This is a genomic window from Phocaeicola fibrisolvens (genome assembly GCF_025567125.1).
Classification (GTDB): Bacteria; Bacteroidota; Bacteroidia; order Bacteroidales; family Bacteroidaceae; genus Phocaeicola; species Phocaeicola fibrisolvens.
The window spans coordinates 55,411-73,089 of the sequence record NZ_JAOQJI010000001.1 but is presented as its reverse complement, the minus strand read 5'-3'; the positions used below and the strand labels follow the sequence as shown (position 1 = coordinate 73,089).

The 17,679-nt window shown below is 47.3% G+C and carries 10 protein-coding genes; 6 read left to right on the top strand and 4 right to left on the bottom strand.

Going from position 1 to position 17,679, the window contains the following annotated elements:
- The first annotated feature begins 180 nt into the window (after positions 1-180).
- Genes OCV81_RS00270 through OCV81_RS00260 form a run of 3 tightly spaced genes read left to right on the top strand, consistent with a single transcriptional unit; the run spans position 181 to position 3,048 of the window.
- A complete protein-coding gene (locus tag OCV81_RS00270) occupies positions 181-1,128 on the top strand; it encodes a lipocalin family protein (RefSeq protein WP_239464755.1) in 948 nt (315 codons plus the stop codon).
- Between the two features lie 18 nt (positions 1,129-1,146).
- Positions 1,147-2,106, top strand: coding sequence for a calcium/sodium antiporter (locus tag OCV81_RS00265; RefSeq protein ID WP_262639862.1), 960 nt, complete (start codon positions 1,147-1,149; stop codon positions 2,104-2,106).
- A gap of 24 nt (positions 2,107-2,130) precedes the next feature.
- On the top strand, positions 2,131-3,048 hold the full coding sequence (locus tag OCV81_RS00260) for a hypothetical protein (protein ID WP_148327683.1): 918 nt from the start codon (positions 2,131-2,133) through the stop codon (positions 3,046-3,048).
- 308 nt (positions 3,049-3,356) lie between these two features.
- Here the strand turns inward: OCV81_RS00260 and OCV81_RS00255 are convergent, their stop codons facing one another.
- From OCV81_RS00255 to OCV81_RS00240, 4 genes are all read right to left on the bottom strand, one after another.
- A complete protein-coding gene (locus tag OCV81_RS00255; RefSeq protein ID WP_262639825.1) occupies positions 3,357-4,247 on the bottom strand; it encodes a DUF2807 domain-containing protein in 891 nt (296 codons plus the stop codon).
- A 50-nt stretch (positions 4,248-4,297) separates the two neighbouring features.
- Positions 4,298-6,673 carry an ABC transporter permease gene (locus tag OCV81_RS00250; protein WP_148327681.1) on the bottom strand — a complete coding sequence of 792 codons (2,376 nt, stop codon included), beginning with the start codon at positions 6,671-6,673 and terminating at the stop codon, positions 4,298-4,300.
- Between the two features lie 12 nt (positions 6,674-6,685).
- The gene (locus OCV81_RS00245; RefSeq protein WP_022352824.1) at positions 6,686-7,363 is read right to left on the bottom strand and encodes an ABC transporter ATP-binding protein; all 678 of its coding nucleotides are present in this window, start codon (positions 7,361-7,363) and stop codon (positions 6,686-6,688) included.
- Positions 7,364-7,549: 186 nt separating this feature from the next.
- On the bottom strand, positions 7,550-8,749 hold the full coding sequence (locus tag OCV81_RS00240) for a THUMP-like domain-containing protein (RefSeq protein WP_148327680.1): 1,200 nt from the start codon (positions 8,747-8,749) through the stop codon (positions 7,550-7,552).
- Positions 8,750-9,084: 335 nt separating this feature from the next.
- Here OCV81_RS00240 and OCV81_RS00235 point away from each other — a divergent pair, with 335 nt between their 5' ends.
- The 3 genes from OCV81_RS00235 to OCV81_RS00225 all read left to right on the top strand — a co-directional run bounded on the left by OCV81_RS00235 (position 9,085) and on the right by OCV81_RS00225 (position 17,667).
- Positions 9,085-12,966: a hybrid sensor histidine kinase/response regulator transcription factor gene (locus OCV81_RS00235; RefSeq protein WP_262639824.1), complete on the top strand. Its 3,882-nt coding sequence runs from the start codon at positions 9,085-9,087 to the stop codon at positions 12,964-12,966.
- Between the two features lie 123 nt (positions 12,967-13,089).
- The gene (locus tag OCV81_RS00230) at positions 13,090-16,059 is read left to right on the top strand and encodes a SusC/RagA family TonB-linked outer membrane protein (protein WP_148327678.1); all 2,970 of its coding nucleotides are present in this window, start codon (positions 13,090-13,092) and stop codon (positions 16,057-16,059) included.
- An 18-nt stretch (positions 16,060-16,077) separates the two neighbouring features.
- Entirely contained in the window at positions 16,078-17,667 is a 1,590-nt protein-coding gene (locus tag OCV81_RS00225) for a RagB/SusD family nutrient uptake outer membrane protein (RefSeq protein ID WP_148327677.1), read from the top strand.
- Positions 17,668-17,679: the final 12 nt, after the last annotated feature.

The window sequence follows — 17,679 nt, the reverse complement described above, 5'->3', positions numbered from 1 at the left end:
CATACAACTATTAATCATGCAAAAAAGGAGGAGAATCGTGCATTTTTATAACCTATAAACCGTTATTACCTTGGAAACTTAAAGTAATTTGTATATTTGCACTTATTGTAACCATAAAAAGAGTTGTGATACATGCAGTATAAGCCTATATCACTGCATTATAAACAAAAACATATCACCATGAAAAAACAAATGAAACAAATCGCCTTACCTCTCTTTCTGGGAGGTTTGATAGCATGCAGTCCGAAAACTGCTGTAAATGAAACAGACTTGTTGGGTAACTGGACAGAAATACTTCCTCCTTCATCCAACTTCGTACAAGGAATGACACTGGCCAAGGAAGGAAAAGCCTCCTCCATCGGCATGGCCACTCTGCAATATGAAAGCTGGCAGCTTCTGTCGGACAGACAGCTTGTACTGAGCGGAAAAAGTATCGGTAACGGACAGACAATCTCATTCTCAGATACACTGGCCATTCTGTCTTTGCAACAAGATACTCTCACCCTCCGCAAAGGGGCCGATTATCAAATAAAGTATGTACGCCAGCCGGAATCAGCGCCTTTAGTCGGAACAGACAAGGCTTCTACGGGATACACCTGGTCGGACGTATTACAAAAAGACATCCGGATTTTTGAGACAGGACAAAAAGTACTCTCTTCCACCGACAGCCTGGCAACCCAAGCCGGCTTTTTAGTGTTTGCAACTGATTCTTCAAAGGTAGAAGTCTTCTTGCCTGACACCAAAGTCATACTCAACCGCCGTGTACGCCCTGACGGCATTGCAGTCTGGAACGTAGAAGACGACGACACCTATCAGGTGCAAGCCTGTGCAGACTCCTGGATTGTATCCAGAAGAGGGCGACTGCTTTATAGCACACACGGAACCGACAAAAAAATAGAAACGTCCTTCCTTACTGCAGAAAACACAGAAATCCCTGTGGCATTCTATCCGCATGAAGCCCTCGCTGAAGTTTGCTTGGACGGACAATACATGTTGCTCTCTCAGTACCGCACAGCCTCAGGTTACGGTTACAAGAATACCATTCTCGATTTGCGTGGCAAAGGAAAAGAAGCTACACTGACACGTAGTACAGACGGAAAAACGTTCCAGCTAACAGAAAAAAACTAAAAACAGTATCGTATGTGGATGAATCTACTTTTATTAATCGGCGGATTAGCTTTAATTTTAATAGGAGCCAACGGACTGACCGACGGAGCAGCCTCTGTAGCCAAACGTTTTCGTATCTCCGACCTGGTTATCGGATTAACCATCGTAGCCTTCGGGACCTCTACTCCTGAACTGGTTATCAGCGTATTCTCCTCATTACAGGGAAGTGCTGAAATGGCTATCGGTAACGTGGTGGGAAGTAATATCTTCAATGTATTGATGATTATCGGATGCACCGCTCTGGTTCTCCCCATACAAGTGGGACAGGGCACTATGAACAAGGAAATTCCGCTGGTCATTCTTTCTGCACTGGTACTTACCTGCTTTGCCAACGACTGCATACTCGACGGAGGAAGCCGGGACATCATCAGCCGGATAGACGGACTGGTACTATTAGGTTTCTTCCTTATTTTTATGCGTTATACTTTTGCCATCGCCCGCAATGGGAACGAAGATGGTGGCGAAGAACAGAAGGTGAAGGAACTGCCGGCATGGAAATCAGCCCTATATATTATAGGAGGACTGGCCGGATTGATCTTTGGCGGACAATTTTTTGTAGACGGTGCCAGCGGTATTGCCCGTTCATTAGGTGTCAGCGACTCCATCATCGGACTTACACTGGTAGCCGGAGGTACCTCCTTGCCGGAACTGGCAACTTCCGTCACGGCGGCCTTGAAAAAGAATCCGGGCATTGCCATTGGAAATGTCATCGGCAGCAACCTGTTCAATGTATTCTTTGTACTAGGATGTAGTGCAAGCCTGTCTCCTCTCCCTATGGGAAATATCAACAACATCGACATGGCTGTTCTGGTAGGCTCTTCCATTCTGTTCTGGCTGGTGGGCTGGTTCTTTAAGAAACGGACCATCACCCGCATAGAAGGAGGACTGTTAGTCGCATGTTACATCGCTTACACGGCCTTCCTTATTTCACAACAATAAAGAACCTTGTTATAAATATTAATCATGAAAAGAATTCTTATCCCTTTGGCAGGTCTTTGCCTATTGACAGCCTGCAATCCGTCGTCTAAAAAACAAGCCGGAAACTCCGGCATTCAGACGGAACAAAGTGAAGTGTTCCCCGAAAGCCCCTCCAGAGAAGGCTACGAAGGCTTCCAGTGGCAGACTGTCACGGGAGCCGGTTTACGGCTATGGGCACAATGCAACGAAAACCTACGTATCCTCACCGACGCTTCTATTCCGGGTGCACGCATAGAACGCATGGAAAATGGCCACAAACAAACTTCGGACCCGGTTATTCAGATATTGGATATACCGGGCAAGGACATCCATTCACTTATCCCGTTCCTGCAGTCTCACCCACGTATTCTCATGGATAAGAACTGGACGGACAGCCTGACCTGCGATTTCCGTGAAGTAAAATCCAACCGTGCTGGAGTAACTCGCTACATTCTGGAGCCTACCGGGAAGTCAGCGAAAAAACTGGCAGACCGCGGCCAGCACGAACCCGTGCCCTTTACTTGCCATGGCTGGGGAGTAGGCAACAGCGGAGCACGTTATTTCGAGGTATTCCACACCCATCCCCAGAAAGCAGTCTTCGTTGAGGTGGGACAAGATATGCCTTTGTTTGATGAGCAGAGCATCCAGCTATTCGACTCCATTCAGGTACTCCACGGACAACTTATCATGGGACACGAAGCCTACAGCTTCACTCCCGATGCAGACACTACAGCCTATTGGGTTGTTGACAAGTTGGGCGAGCTGAAGAAGCGCTATGAAGCAACTCTTCCTTCCGATGCAAAACCCTATACAGCCATACCTGCCAAACTAAAAGTCCGCATCCAGGGCCCTTCTTCCGAGGGTTTTGCAGCTGAGTATGCAGGCGTAATGGAAGTAATGGGAATTGAGGAAGTGGGAGAATAAATCATCTTCTGGACAAAAGTCAAGAACGTGCCTACAAAGAAAGTTACATATACTTTTCTTTTTTATGTTTCCCTTACGTGAAACGTATGTTTCTCTCGGTAGAACCGTACGTTTCACGTCAGGGAAACATACGGTTCTGCAAGGAGAAACCTAAAACATACAAAAACGTTGTTCAATTACTTCCCTTACATTGTCTCAAACAAAGCCTACACATCTACAAATCAGGTAGCCATTCTGATTTTACCTTACACAAAAAAGGGTGAAAAAACTTCACAGCCTTTTCACCCTGCCCATTAAAAAGAGAGATTTTATTTTTTATAGATGTGTTTTCCTTCGGTTACTACCTGAGAGGGGTTACCGGCATAGCTGATACTTCCGCTGCCATACGTCCTTGCCGTAATAGAACGGGAAGCACGACAAGACAAATCACCCGAACCATATACAGCCGCATCGACTTTAACGGCTTTCAGGTTATCTGCCGCCAAATCACCGGAGGCATTGTCACGAAGTACGGCTTCCTGGCAGCTGCCTTTTATAACCATATCGCCACTGGCATTGACCGTAGCCTTCACGATGTCCTGACATTGCAGATTAGGCACCACCAAATCGCCGGATGCATTGATGGTCAAAGACGCATGCTGACACACAGCTTTGTGAACTGTCATATCTCCGCTGGCATTGATACTGGCCTGTAACTTCTGGCAGTTGACCTGCTGTACATCAATGTCACCACTGGCATTGATTTCAGCCTGCAAGCTATTGCACTGTACCGTAGGGCATTCAATATCACCGCTGGCATTCGTCTGGAGACGTATGTCTCCCTGTGTTTTCAATCCTTTGGGAATAGATATATCACCGGAAGCCATCGTGGTAAAGCGACTGACAGAGGGCGCATATACATCTACCCGGCAACGGTTCTCACCCTGGATGCTGGTACCGTCCTGATAATAAACCCTCAGTTCACCTTTTGACTCCTTCAGTACCACATAGGGCATGACATTGTCTGAAGCATAGATTTCTGCATACGGACTGCCGGAAGTCTGATGATACACCACATCAATGGAAGAAAGTGTAGACACTTCCCGTATATCACCCAAAGAACGTTTTTCCGTCTGGTAGTTTTTACTCGGCTGAATAGTATGAGCAGTTCCTATACAGCTGAAACAGGTCAAGGCACAAGCCAATGTGAGTATGTTCATTCTGGTTTTCATTATTCTATCTCCTTTATTTTTATAGTTATACATTCTATTTATTCTGTTTTCAGATTTTCAGTTGGATTGGCCCGTGCCGCTTTCCATACCAGCCCGAAGGCTACCAGCCACACTACCAGACATACGATAAGGATACATCCGGCAAACAGGTACCACGTGAGGTCTATCTTGACAGCAAACAATTGCAAAAGCTGTTCGCCTACCTTCCAGGCGCACAAAGCACCTATCACTACAGCCGGAAGAGCTATCTTCAATAAATCGAGCAGGAAGATTTTCTGCACGTCGGCCATCGAAGCCCCGTGGATGATGCGGATGGCGATTTCCGCCCGGCGGCGTGACACTTCATCGCGCACATATGCCACCAGTCCCGTCAGAGCAATAATCAGGATACACAGGCCCGCAAAAAGTACACTGTTACGCACGTGCAACACTCCATTGTACAAGTTGCCCATCTCTAGCGACAGGCTGTACACCTTCAACTGCTGAGAAGCAACCGTTCGGTCGATTACTTGCTGTACTTCTTTCATCGCTTCAGGCGACATCCGATTCAAGGCTACATACAAATAGCCCCAAGGTTTACTCCTATAGAACATCACAGTAGGACGCTCGTCATGCTCTTCCATCACTTGAGAGCCTAAGTGAATATCCTCATACACCCCACAAACAATAGCAATGGTTCCGTGATCCGCGTGTTCAGTAATACATACCGTCTTCCCAATGGGAGAGCCTGTCCATCCGGCCAGTGTTTTCATACGCTCCACGAACCGACGACTCACCATCACCTGCTGCGACAAGGAATCTGTCAGCGTAGGGGTAAACACATTTCCTTCGATAACCGGAATCTGGAAAGCCTTGTGATAATCGGGACCTACATAATACATATCAGCAATGTTCATGTATTCTTCTTCTGTTTCGGGATTGTACACATTGTTTCCACTGCAATGATCCGACAGGAGCTGGTAACCCCAGGTAACCGCCTTTACCTCTGGCAGTTTTTTCAACTCCTGCACACAGCGTTCCCGTTCCACCATCTCGGTGCCCGACAATTTGGTATACAAAGTGTTCCGGTATTCAAATCCGGGGTTGAAATTCATCAAAGTGTTATACTCCAAGCCTATGACCGTCAGCAGGCAGACAAAGAATGTGGTCAACGCAAACTGCAAGCACAGCAATCCCAGTTTCCACCTCCGTTTGTTTTCCGTGTAACGACGATAAGCGTAGGTCACCGGTATACGGGTATAAAGATAGCCCGGCATCACTCCACAAAGCAGAATCACTCCGGCCGTTACTGCCAGACAGACCCATACGGTAGACAAGGGGAAAAGTGACTCCAGACTGTGTCCGACCTGTTCTTGCAGGAAATCCTGCAAGCCGAAAATAATCAATACGGCCAGAGCCAGACTGATCAGTCCGTGCAGCAACGACTCGGAAAGAATCATCCGGTAAATGTCGCCGCTCCCGGCCCCGTAGCAACGGTAAGTGGCAATGGCCTTGGCACGGCTCACCATGGACGAAACCACCAGCAGGATATAGTTCAGTACAGCCACCAGCAACATGATAATCGCAAAACTCAGAAACACGATGTTCATGATGCGGTTGTAATCGGACGAAGTGAATATTTCGGCTACGGGGCGGAGAGTAAGATCATACTCATTTCCCGCACGCTCCATTGCCTCCGTCACATGATTCGCTTCCAGCATGCGGTCCATGCCTTCCTTCAAGTCATCCGGAGTGCTCCCTTTCCGCAAGCGGACATAGGTCTTGTAACGGTCATTTCCCAACCAGTTGTTCGTTCCATCGTAAGACACCTGCCCGATGGTCGGCAGGGCAATGAGCACATCCATCTGTGGCAGATGGGTATTCTCGGGAAAAGCCTCGAACACCCCGACCACGGTCACATGGAACTCAGGGTATTGTTTCCACGACAATGTTTTCCCGATAATCTGTTCGCCTGCCACCTCCAGCAGTTTGGAAGAGATATAGGCATTGTTGGCCTTTTCCAACCCCGTATAAGGCTCCTCGCCCATCAGCAGTTTCCGCGGGAAGACCCGAAAGAAAGTACTGTCGCAAAACCAAGCCTGCCCCTCCAATTCTTTATGGTCTTCCGTCGTCAGCGTCATCGACCCAATTCCCGTGAAACGGGTGGCCACTTCCACCGCCGGACAATAGCGCTGCAACCCCGGTCCGATGGCACCAGGAGTCTGCTCATGCTCTCTCCAGTCGGTGTCTTTCTGTTTGTAGCGTTCTTCCACCCGGTAAGTTTCTTTCAACCCCGGCAAGAAGTTATCATACGACCGTTCGAAAATGACCTCTGCCAGCATAACCAGCCCGATGGCCAGTCCCACGCTCAGGCAGACAATCTTGACCACATTGGCCTCACCTTTTCGAAACAGTCCTTTCAATGCACGTTTCATAAAGCACCGTTTTTACATTTCCGCAATAGAAGCCACAATCTGGCCATCGAACAGGTTGATGACACGTCCGGCAAAACCTGCGTCACGCTGGCTGTGTGTCACCATCACAATGGTGGTTCCTTCCTTATTCAGTTCGGTCAGCAATTCCATCACTTCCTGTCCGTTCTTGGAGTCCAGGTTACCGGTCGGCTCGTCGGCCAGGATAATCTTCGGTCCGGAAACCACGGCACGGGCAATGGCCACACGCTGTTGCTGACCACCGGAGAGCTGTTGCGGATAGTGCTTTGCACGGTGGCTGATGTTCATCCGCTGCATGATTTCATTCACCCGGCGTTTCCGTTCTTCAGAAGGCACCTTCAGGTACGTCAGCGGAAGTTCGATGTTCTCAAACACGTTCAACTCGTCAATCAGGTTGAAGCTCTGGAACACGAAACCGATGTTTCCCTTGCGCACGTTGGTACGGTCTTTTTCTTTCAGGCTGCCCACTTCCTTTCCGTCGAGGAAATAGCTTCCCGAAGTCGGATTGTCCAGCAGCCCCATAATATTCAATAAGGTAGACTTTCCGCATCCGGAAGGTCCCATGATAGCTACAAATTCCTTGTCTCTTACCTCCAAACTTACTTTATTCAGTGCCAGTGTCTCTACTTCCGTGGTACGGAACGTTTTTGTCAGGTTTTCAATCTTAATCATAATTTTATCGTTTTATAGGATTCATATTTTCATTTTGGAATTTTATTTTCCACTAAATCCTATACAAAGTCCGTGCCAATCTTTTAAATAGCTGATTATCAACAAGTAATAAAACGCCTATAAAAAACGGGTGTCTAAAAATTAGACACCCGCTGTATGATTTTTTGACAATTTTCGAGTAGAGGCCTATGCCTTGACACATTTGATGACCACGTGTCGGTCGCCTTCCAAGGTAGTGGCAAACAGATACACGTCGCCGCCTTCCTTCAATTTCCATTTTTTCCGGAGTTCCGCCACCGACGCCGGGAAATTACGTACCGTCAGGTTGGCCTTGTCCACTCCTTGCAGCATCTGTTTCAGTTTCTTCTTCCCGAAACCAGACACTTCCAGCACCCGGAAACGGCGTCCCGGAAAGTCGACCAACGCCTCCGACGTATACAAATGACTGTTCACATGCAGTTTCTGGAGACCGAAACGCGCTCCCAACAGGCGGTAAGGTCCTGCTTTCAACAAGGCTGCCCCCGGTTCATAAAGGTAATTCCCCACTTCTTCCGCCAGCGGACAACGGGCTTCTTTCTCCTGTGCATAAGTGAAGACAAACGGTTCCGTCAAAAAGTTATTAACAGCCTGTTCACAACTTATCCACAGCTCTCCTGAGGCTTCTGAAGCCGATTTTTCCGGTTTTTGGAGTACTACGAGCAACTCTTTGCACTCGTTATTCACAGCTACTACGTGAATCTGACGGATGTATTTCAACTCTCGCAGCGAAGAAAAGATATCGAGCATGGGTGAAAGTTTCACCACCACCGTGCGTCCTTTCTCTACCAACAACGGTTCCAGTTTCTGCACATCCGGTTCACAGTCGGCAATGGCCACAGTCTTTCCTCCCTGACTGTCACGACGGGCCGGGTCCAGAAACAGGCAGTCCACCGGTTCCATCTGCTGCAGATAGTCCACGCCATCCGCCTCATGCACCGTGACTTGCGGCAAACCGAGCAACGGAAAATTATGGCGGGCCAGTTCACAAAGCACTTCCTGCCGCTCCACATAATCCACTTTCCGGAAGTTTCGTGCCAGGAAAGAACAGTCTACCCCCAGTCCGCCCGTCAAATCGACCATCGTATCGCCTTTCAGCCACGAAGCCTTGTATCGGGCCGTGATTTCCGAAGAACACTGTTCCATAGACAGGTGGGCCGGATACCGGATGCCCTCGGTCTGCGCCCAAAGGGGCACTTTCTTCTCGGCAATCTTCCAGCCGGCAATCTGCACCACAGCCGCCGCCATATCTACCTGCGGATATTTACGGGCCTGCAAGGCCAAGGTACGCACATCCTCTGTACGATGTGCACGGATAAACTGTAGCGTTTCGGGTGAAAGTTCGGCCATTCTTCTGTTCTTTAACTAATCTGTTCAAGCTGCGGTGTTTCCCTTTGTTCAGATAAAGGCATAAAAAAAGGAGTTCCGCTGAACTCCAACCTTTGTTAACCTTAAATCTAATACTATGAAAAACACGATGCAAAGGTACGGACTTTCTGAAATTATGCAAGTATTGTGTGCGCTTACACATGTTTTATAACATAGATTAAGAATTTCAATCTCTGCTTTAAAAGGCATTAAGAAAAACAACAATTCACAATATGTTTCTTTACCCATAAAGTTTGTATTTATAGATAAAGGAACTATCTTTGTAGTCACATCCCTGAAAACAATTATATAAAAATATGCGTTTTATCCTCCTATTGCTGACCTTATTTTTGTCCGAGATTTTCCAGGCACAAACCATATCTTATTCGCAATTGACGCAATTGCATACCAATACGGATGCTTCTGTAGTCAACGCCATTTGGCAAGATTCGAGCGGTCTTATCTGGATGGGGACCAATTCCGGACTACTCAGCTTTGACGGATATACTTTCCAAACCCATTACGTGTACGGTCAGGAAAGCAACGTACGCATATACGACGAGGTGCAAGACGGCCATTTTTTCTATCTGGCTACTGACAACGGCATTTTATGCTATGATTACCAAACGGACCGTTATACCCCACTTCCCATCCGGTTTCCCAACGACACCCGTTGCCTGCTGCTTACCGGAAGGACCCTGTGGATAGGAACCCTGCATGGCTTATACAGTTTTCATCTAGACCAACATACGCAACGAGCCTATACTCCTGAGACACACGGGTTGCCTCATGCCGCCATCTACTCTCTGTTACAACTCACAGACGGACGACTTTTGGTAGGTACCTACGATGGTCTCTGTTCTCTATCCAAAGGGGAGAAGTTTTTTCGGCGCATCGAGCTTCCACACGACCAGACCCATAAAAACCAGTTCATCAATGCACTTCTGGAAGATACATTGACCCACTGCGTATGGATTGGTATGGAAGGCAATCTCATCCGTTATGACTTAACCAACGAAAAGGGGCGTACCATTGACACCTTTCAACACAACTCCGTAAAATCACTTAACTTTGATTCCGACCATCATCTTCTTATCGGTACAGACAACGGACTCTTCGTGTACAACTACCCACAATCGCATACCACTCACATTCTGCATGACTCCAGAGACTCTCATTCATTGACCAATAACATTGTATGGTGTATCTTCACCGACAAAAACCACAACGTATGGATTGGCAGTGACAACGGCGTTTCCATCGCCCAAAGCAACAAGCTGCACAAATTCACGTCGGTATGGCAAATCTGTGATAGCCGGGAGGGCAACCAATTTTATTCTATCCTGAACGATTCAAAAGGCAACCGATGGTTAGGAGGCAGCGACGGACTGATTCTGGTACCTCCCCGCCCCACTGCAGCCCGGTGGTATAAAATGGGAAAGAAAGATTTTCCCATTTCACACAATCGTATCCGCCACATTTATGAAGACAGAGAACACGACGTATGGATTGCAACAGACGGAAGCATCGAACGCTACAATCCACAGAACCAGCAGTTTATTCATTACCACATCACCGACAGTACGCATACCTACAATGCCAACTGGGCTTATTCCATACAGGAAGATACCAAAGGACAATTATGGATAGGTACCTGCCTGGGAGGTATATTCAGGGTGGACAAGCAAAAACTGATACACAGCAAAGGAGACTTGTACCTTGCTGACGAAAACTACACGACCAAAGACGGACTCAAAAGTATGTTCGTCAGCCAGATTGTGCCCGACAGTGTAGGGAATATCTGGATATTGCCATACAATCACGAGATACAAAAACTGCACATCAATAACGGACATATCACCTCGTACACCCTTTCTACGGACCAACAGGTGATTCCCAGTTTCATTCTGTGTGACCAAGCCGGATTCATCTGGGCCGGGAGCCACAACATGGTGTACTGCATTGACCCTCGGTTGGAACGACATCAAGCCATCAAGCTCACAGACTCGTCCAATCTGCAGATTCTGTCCATGGCAGAAGCTGAAGGCTATATATGGATTTCCACTACACAAGGAATATGGACGGTAGAAAAATCAACCCACGACATTCATCACTTACAACTTGCTGAACAGCTCTTCACTCACGTGTACTATGATTCACAGCATCACACCATCCTGCTGGGAGGGAATGACGGAATCGGTGAATGTCAGCCTGCCATCATCCATGAGAAAGAACAGCCTGTCCAAATCCTACTGACTCGTATCACCGTCAATGGAAAACCTTTCACCTGTGACCAAAGCGTGCGCTACTGCAAGAAAGCGGAGGTTACGCACACACAAAACAACTTTGTATTCTCCTTTTCCGATTTCCCCTATACCCGGAGCGGACAAACTTCTTTTGTCTACAAACTGGAAGGGGTAGATGAGACATGGCACAACCTGCCCGCTCACAGTAACCAAATTACCTACAACAACCTGGAGCACGGCACTTACCAGCTTTTCATCTGCAAAGCAGAAGATACGAACAATGCACAGCCTTTGTTCACACTGACCATTCTTCCGCCATGGTACTATACCATCTACGCCAAACTCTGTTACCTCATCCTCACGCTTGCCCTTATTCTGTGGATTATCAACTTCTTCCGCGTCAAAAGCCGTTTACGGTTGGAAAAAATGGAAAAGGAACAGATTTTGAAACAGTCGCAGCAGAAGATGAATTTCCTGTCCAACATTTCGCACGACCTGAAAACGCCTGTCAGCATGATTGTGTCTCCTCTGAGCAAACTGCGGATAGATACACACGAAGGCCCCCAAAAGTCCATGATAGACATCGCCTACCGGAATGCCCTCCTACTGAACGAGATGATTCACAAGTTGCTTGAGTTCAACCGAATAGACAACGCACAGAACACTCTCTTCATCTTATCACGAGTGGAACTGGTATCCTTGCTGCGCAAAATCTATTCTTACTTTCAGGACGCAGACCTGGCACATACCCATCAATGGGAATTCCACAGCAATATGGAATCATTATATATGGACGTAGACGCCATAAAGATGGATTCCATTTTTCGGAATTTACTGTCCAACGCAGTCAAATATACGCCAGAAGGAGGAAAAATCCAGCTCGATCTTACTTATTCCTCCTCTACGAAAGAGGTATGCATCACTTTCGAAGATACAGGTATCGGTATTCCCTCGAATGAATTGCCCTACATTTTCCAACGTTTTTTCCAGTCTCCACGTACACAAAAGACACACGAAGGAACCGGCATCGGACTTTACCTCGTAAAAAACTATACGGAGGTACACCATGGCACCATCAATGTGACCTCACAAGAAGGAAAAGGTACCCGGTTTGTCCTCACTTTCCCGATAGATGAGAACTTGCAGCATGAAACACACATACAAAATGTACCATCCTCTCCGAGTTCCGTCACCCCGGGAACAGACCACCCGCTTATCCTTGTGGTAGACGACAACCTGGACATGCACGAACTGATTCCGCAGATACTAGGAGAAAGCTACCGTTTCCTGACCGCTTCAAACGGAAAGGAAGGTTTGAATCTGGCCGAAAAATACAGTCCCAGCCTGATTATCTCTGACTACATGATGCCCGTAATGGACGGTATGGAGATGAGTAAGCTCTTAAAGAAACAAGCGTCTACTTTTGCCATTCCCATCCTGATGCTTACCGCAAAAGACGACCCGCAAACCAAGAACCGCAGCCTGAAATCGAACATCGACGCTTTTATCTCCAAACCGTTTGAAGCGGAATTGCTGCGCAACAAGGTCGCCCAAATGCTACGCAGCAAGACGTTCTATGAGAGCCAGGCCCGAATCAGCCACATCACCACTCCTAAAGAAGAAGAGAATCTGGTGTCACAGGACGAGAAGTTCCTGATGACCATCACCCAACTAATAGAAGACCATATTTCAGATTCAGACTTAAATGTCAATACCCTATGCAACCTGTCGGGCAGTGGCAGCAAACAAATCTACCGAAAAGTAAAACAGCTTACCGGTATGAGCCCTGTAGAATATATCAAGTCCATCCGGATGAAAAAGGCCGCCATGTTGCTTAAACAAAAGAAATTTACCATTGCTGAAGTCATGTATATGGTGGGGTATTCCAACCCATCTTACTTCTCCAAATGTTTCCAAGCAACCTTTGGATGCACTCCAAAGCAATATGATTAAGTGCTATAAATCAACATTTTACAGCACCTGTCCAAATTTTGTCCTGATATGTCCAATATGTTTCCCTGCCCTCAGGGAGCCTTATGTACATTTGCAGCAAACAAATCTTTAAAGAATACTTTTATGAAAGACAAAATCTTAAATCTATTGAAAGTATTCCTCATATTGCTGTGTATCACATGCATCGGGAATACAAGTCCTGTGCTCGCCTGGCAAGGCGGAAGCAAAATTGTAACCGGACAGGTAATTGATGAAAACAAGGAACCACTTATTGGTGTCAATGTGGTGGTGACGGGAACAACCATCGGAACCATCACCGATTTCGACGGAAATTATTCACTGGAAGTACCCTCCGGAAAAAACCAACTGCAATTTTCTTATATCGGCTATTTGTCACAAACCCTGACCATCCACGGAAAGACATTGAACGTACAACTTCAGTCGGATACGCAGATGCTGAGCGACGTCGTGGTCATCGGATACGGAACGCAACGGAAAAGCGATTTAACCGGCTCGGTGACAAATGTGTCCAGCGAAGACTTCAACACCGGTCTGGTCAGTTCTCCGGAACAATTAATCAATGGTAAGATTTCAGGTGTACAGATTATGTCCAACAGTGGTTCTCCTACGGCTGGAAGCACCATTCGTGTCCGTGGAGGTGCCTCACTGAACGCCAGCAACGACCCGCTTATCGTATTGGATGGAGTGCCCTTGGAACAAGGAGGTATCAGTGGAAACAGCGGAAATTTCCTGAGCCTCATCAACCCGAACGATATTGAAAGCATGACCATCCTGAAGGATGCTTCCTCTACTGCCATCTATGGTTCACGTGCCTCCAATGGCGTCATCATCATTACAACCAAAAAAGGAAACTCTGACAAACTGAAATTTACCTTCAGTACGACCAACTCCATACAGACCCACACAAGACTGGCCGACATGCTGGATTGTGACCAGTTTATCCAAGTGGTAAATACACAAGGAAGTGACGCACAAAAAGCATTACTGGGAACTACACGCACCAACTGGAACGACTATATCTACCACAATGCCTTCGGAACCGACAACAACCTGAGCATGTCTGGGAAAATTGCCAAGAACTGGCCTTTGCGTGTTTCTTTGGGGTATTACAACCAGGACGGTTTGTTGAAAACCGACAATGCAGAACGTTTTACAGGGAGCGTGTCACTGTCTCCCTCTTTACTGGATGACCACTTGAAACTGACATTGAACCTGAAAGGTTCTCTGAACAAAAACCAGTTTGCCAACACCAGCGCCATCTGGGGAGGCGCTACCATGAATCCGACCATTCCGGTCTACTCCGGCAGCGATGCATTCGGCGGATATACCGAAGCTATCGGCAGCGACGGTAACCCCGTTACCGGCGGCGTATTAAACCCACTGGGATTGCTGGAACAAAAAGATGCACACAGCAAGGTGACGCGTTTCATCGGAAACTTCGACGTAGATTATCGTCTGCATTTCTTCCCAGATTTGAAGATACATGCCACATTCGGTTATGACTATGCAGAAGGAAAAGGTTCTGAATATGTCAGCTCGGAAGCCGCAGAATATTACACAACCGGAGGATATTACTATCCCTACGGTCCACAGAAAAACGAGAACCGCCTACTGACCCTGTATGCCAACTACAATAAAATGGTGGAAAGTCTGAACAGCAATTTCGATGTGACAGTAGGATATGACTACCAATATTGGAAATCGACTACCCCGGAAACTTATTCACGCAATGCGGCAGGAGAGACTCAAACGGTATTCAAGGCTTCTGATGAACGCCATACATTACTCTCTTATTATGGACGTTTAAATTATTCATACGGCTCACGTTACATGCTGACCGCAACTGTACGCCGGGATGCAACATCCCGCTTTGCAGCCAACCAGCGATGGGGAACCTTCCCTTCTATTGCATTGGGATGGCGTCTGACCGAAGAAGGATTCATGAAAAACCAGAAGGTGCTCAGCAACCTCAAGCTGAGAGCAAGCTACGGAGTTACCGGACAGCAGGATGGAATTGGCAACTATAATTATCTACCGGTCTATACACTGAGCCAGGATGGCGCACAAGGTATAGTAGGAGGCACTCCTATCTACACGTATCGCCCGGAAGCTTATGTGTCTGACTTGAAATGGGAAACTACCACCTCTTGGAACTTCGGTTTCGATTTCGGCTTTTTAAAAGACCGTCTGACCGGTAGTCTGGATTATTATACCCGTAAAACAAAAGATTTGATTGCCACCGTTCCGGCCGCTGCAGGTTCTACTTTCGATAAGAACATCACCACCAACGTGGGCAATGTAGACAGTAAAGGTATTGAGTTCTCACTCAACGCCACACCGATTCAAACCAAGGATTTTAACTGGGACATCAGTTTCAACATGACCTGGCAATCCATGAAAGTCAAGAACTTGTCCATCGTGCCGGGAAGTGAAGCCACCAACATGCCTGTGGGCCCCTCTATTGACGGCTATCAGTTCCAGACCTTGACCGAAGGATATGAACCGTATATGTTCTATGTCTACAAACAGTTGTACGACGAGAAAACCGGCAAGCCGATAGAAGGAGCCTATGCCGATTTGAACCACGACGGAGTCATTGATTCCGGCGACCTTTACCGCTATCACTCCCCTGCTCCAGATTACATCATGGGATTAAGCACTTCGCTCCGCTGGAAACAATGGACCCTGGGAATGAGCTTCCGTGCCAACATCGGCAACTATGTGTACAATGGAATGGCCATGAATACAGGCGCCCTGGAAACCATGAGCTACAACGCCTCCCAATTGAACAACCTGTCGACCAGCTACCTGGAAACAGGCTTCCAGCAACGCCAGTATCTGTCGGATTACTATGTAGAGAATGCTTCTTTCCTGAAAATGGACAACCTGAATTTGGGGTACAACTTCGGTGAAATATTCAAAGGCTGCAGCCTGAATGCCAGCATTATGGTACAGAACGTATTCTGCATCACCAAATACAGTGGAGCAGATCCGGAGGTTCCCAATGGAATGGATAATTCATTCTATCCGCGCCCGCGTACTTATTCACTGAATCTTGGACTCAATTTCTAACACTAACCGCATACTATCATGAAGAAAATACTATATGCAGCTTTATTCTGCTGCACCTCATTACTTACTCCTTCCTGTGTGGACGACCTGAATCAATATCCACATCTAGAAACCACCTCCGAAAATGTCTATACATCAGCGGAGAATTATTATAAAGTGCTTGCCAAAATCTACACCGCCATGGTCACCACCGGACAGGAGAAAGGAGGAGGCAATGCCGACCTCTCCAGCAACAACGGCCAAGACTACATGCTGTGTTACTTCAACCTGCAGGAAATCGGAACAGATGAAGTAGCCTACACCTGGCTGAGCGGAGAAAACCTGACGGATATCAGCAATCTGTCATGGGATGCCAACAACTCTTGGGTGTCAGATATGTACTACCGTATTTATTACAACATCGCGCTTTGCAATGAATTCCTGCGGAACGCTTCAGACGAAAAAATCAGCGGTTTCAATGAAGACGAACAAACTGTCATCCGTCAGTATCGCGCAGAAGCACGTTTCATGCGGGCCTTGTTCTACTATCATGCCATGGACTTGTTTCACGACATTCCTTTCGTGACGGAGAACGACCCGGTAGGAAGTTTCATCCCACCCCGCTACACTGCAGAACAGATTTTCAATTTCATTGAAAGTGAGCTTAAAGAACTGACCGGAGAAGACAGTGACTTGCTCGACAAGAATTCTTGCCCGTACGGAAGAGCTTCCAAAGGAGCCGCCTATACGTTGCTTGCCAAAATGTACCTGAATGCCGCAACCTACATCGGCACCACCAAATACGATGAATGTATTCAGGCATGTGAAGCCGTTATCGAAGAAGGCTACACCCTCGAACCCGAGTACAAGAAACTGTTTAACGCCGACAACGACAAGCGTACCAATGAAATCATCTTTACCCTTCCGGTAGACGGCAACACTACTGTTTCATGGGGAAGCTCTACGTATATGGTATGTGGGGCCATCAGCCAGACCTCAGAATTCCAGGTACCTGCAGACTATGGAGCAACCAAAGGATGGGGTTCCATGCGAATCCGCCAAGCAGCCTCTTCCCTGTTCCAGCAGAGTGATACACGAGCAGGCTTTTTCACAGAGGGACAGACACAGGACGTCACATCCATGGATGACCAAAGTACGGGTTACCTGGTTACCAAATGGACGAACCTGACAGACGACGGACAGCAAGCCTCCAACACCGACCTCAACGGAGTTAGCACAGATTATCCACTGTTCCGACTGGCCGATGTATACCTGATGTATGCAGAAGCTACTGCACGAGGTGGAAAGGGAGACATGAACCGAGCTTTAGGATACGTCAACGCATTGCGGGAAAGAGCTTTTGGAAATACCTCTTTCAACGTACCCCAAACTGAACTGACCAAAGACAACTGCATCTTCTTCCTGGACGAACGCCTGCGGGAATTGTACTGGGAATGCAGCCGCCGCACCGACCTGATACGCTTCAATTGCTTTACCACCGCCGACAAACTGTGGGAATGGAAAGGAGGCAGTCAAGCAGGTACTTCTGTAGACAGCAAGTACAACATCTATCCGATTCCTGCAACCGAACTGTCGGCTAACCCGAATCTATATAACGAGAACTATTAATCTTCATAAACC

Excerpts from the sequence above, each read along its gene's own strand:
- OCV81_RS00245 (WP_022352824.1), bottom strand. The coding sequence starts at position 7,363 with ATGATTAAGATTGAAAACCTGACAAAAACGTTCCGTACCACGGAAGTA.
- OCV81_RS00240 (WP_148327680.1), bottom strand. The coding sequence starts at position 8,749 with ATGGCCGAACTTTCACCCGAAACGCTACAGTTTATCCGTGCACATCGT.
- OCV81_RS00225 (WP_148327677.1), top strand. The coding sequence starts at position 16,078 with ATGAAGAAAATACTATATGCAGCTTTATTCTGCTGCACCTCATTACTT.
- OCV81_RS00235 (WP_262639824.1), top strand. The coding sequence starts at position 9,085 with ATGCGTTTTATCCTCCTATTGCTGACCTTATTTTTGTCCGAGATTTTC.
- OCV81_RS00270 (WP_239464755.1), top strand. The coding sequence starts at position 181 with ATGAAAAAACAAATGAAACAAATCGCCTTACCTCTCTTTCTGGGAGGT.
- OCV81_RS00260 (WP_148327683.1), top strand. The coding sequence starts at position 2,131 with ATGAAAAGAATTCTTATCCCTTTGGCAGGTCTTTGCCTATTGACAGCC.
- OCV81_RS00265 (WP_262639862.1), top strand. The coding sequence starts at position 1,147 with ATGAATCTACTTTTATTAATCGGCGGATTAGCTTTAATTTTAATAGGA.
- OCV81_RS00230 (WP_148327678.1), top strand. The coding sequence starts at position 13,090 with ATGAAAGACAAAATCTTAAATCTATTGAAAGTATTCCTCATATTGCTG.
- OCV81_RS00255 (WP_262639825.1), bottom strand. The coding sequence starts at position 4,247 with ATGAACATACTCACATTGGCTTGTGCCTTGACCTGTTTCAGCTGTATA.
- OCV81_RS00250 (WP_148327681.1), bottom strand. The coding sequence starts at position 6,673 with ATGAAACGTGCATTGAAAGGACTGTTTCGAAAAGGTGAGGCCAATGTG.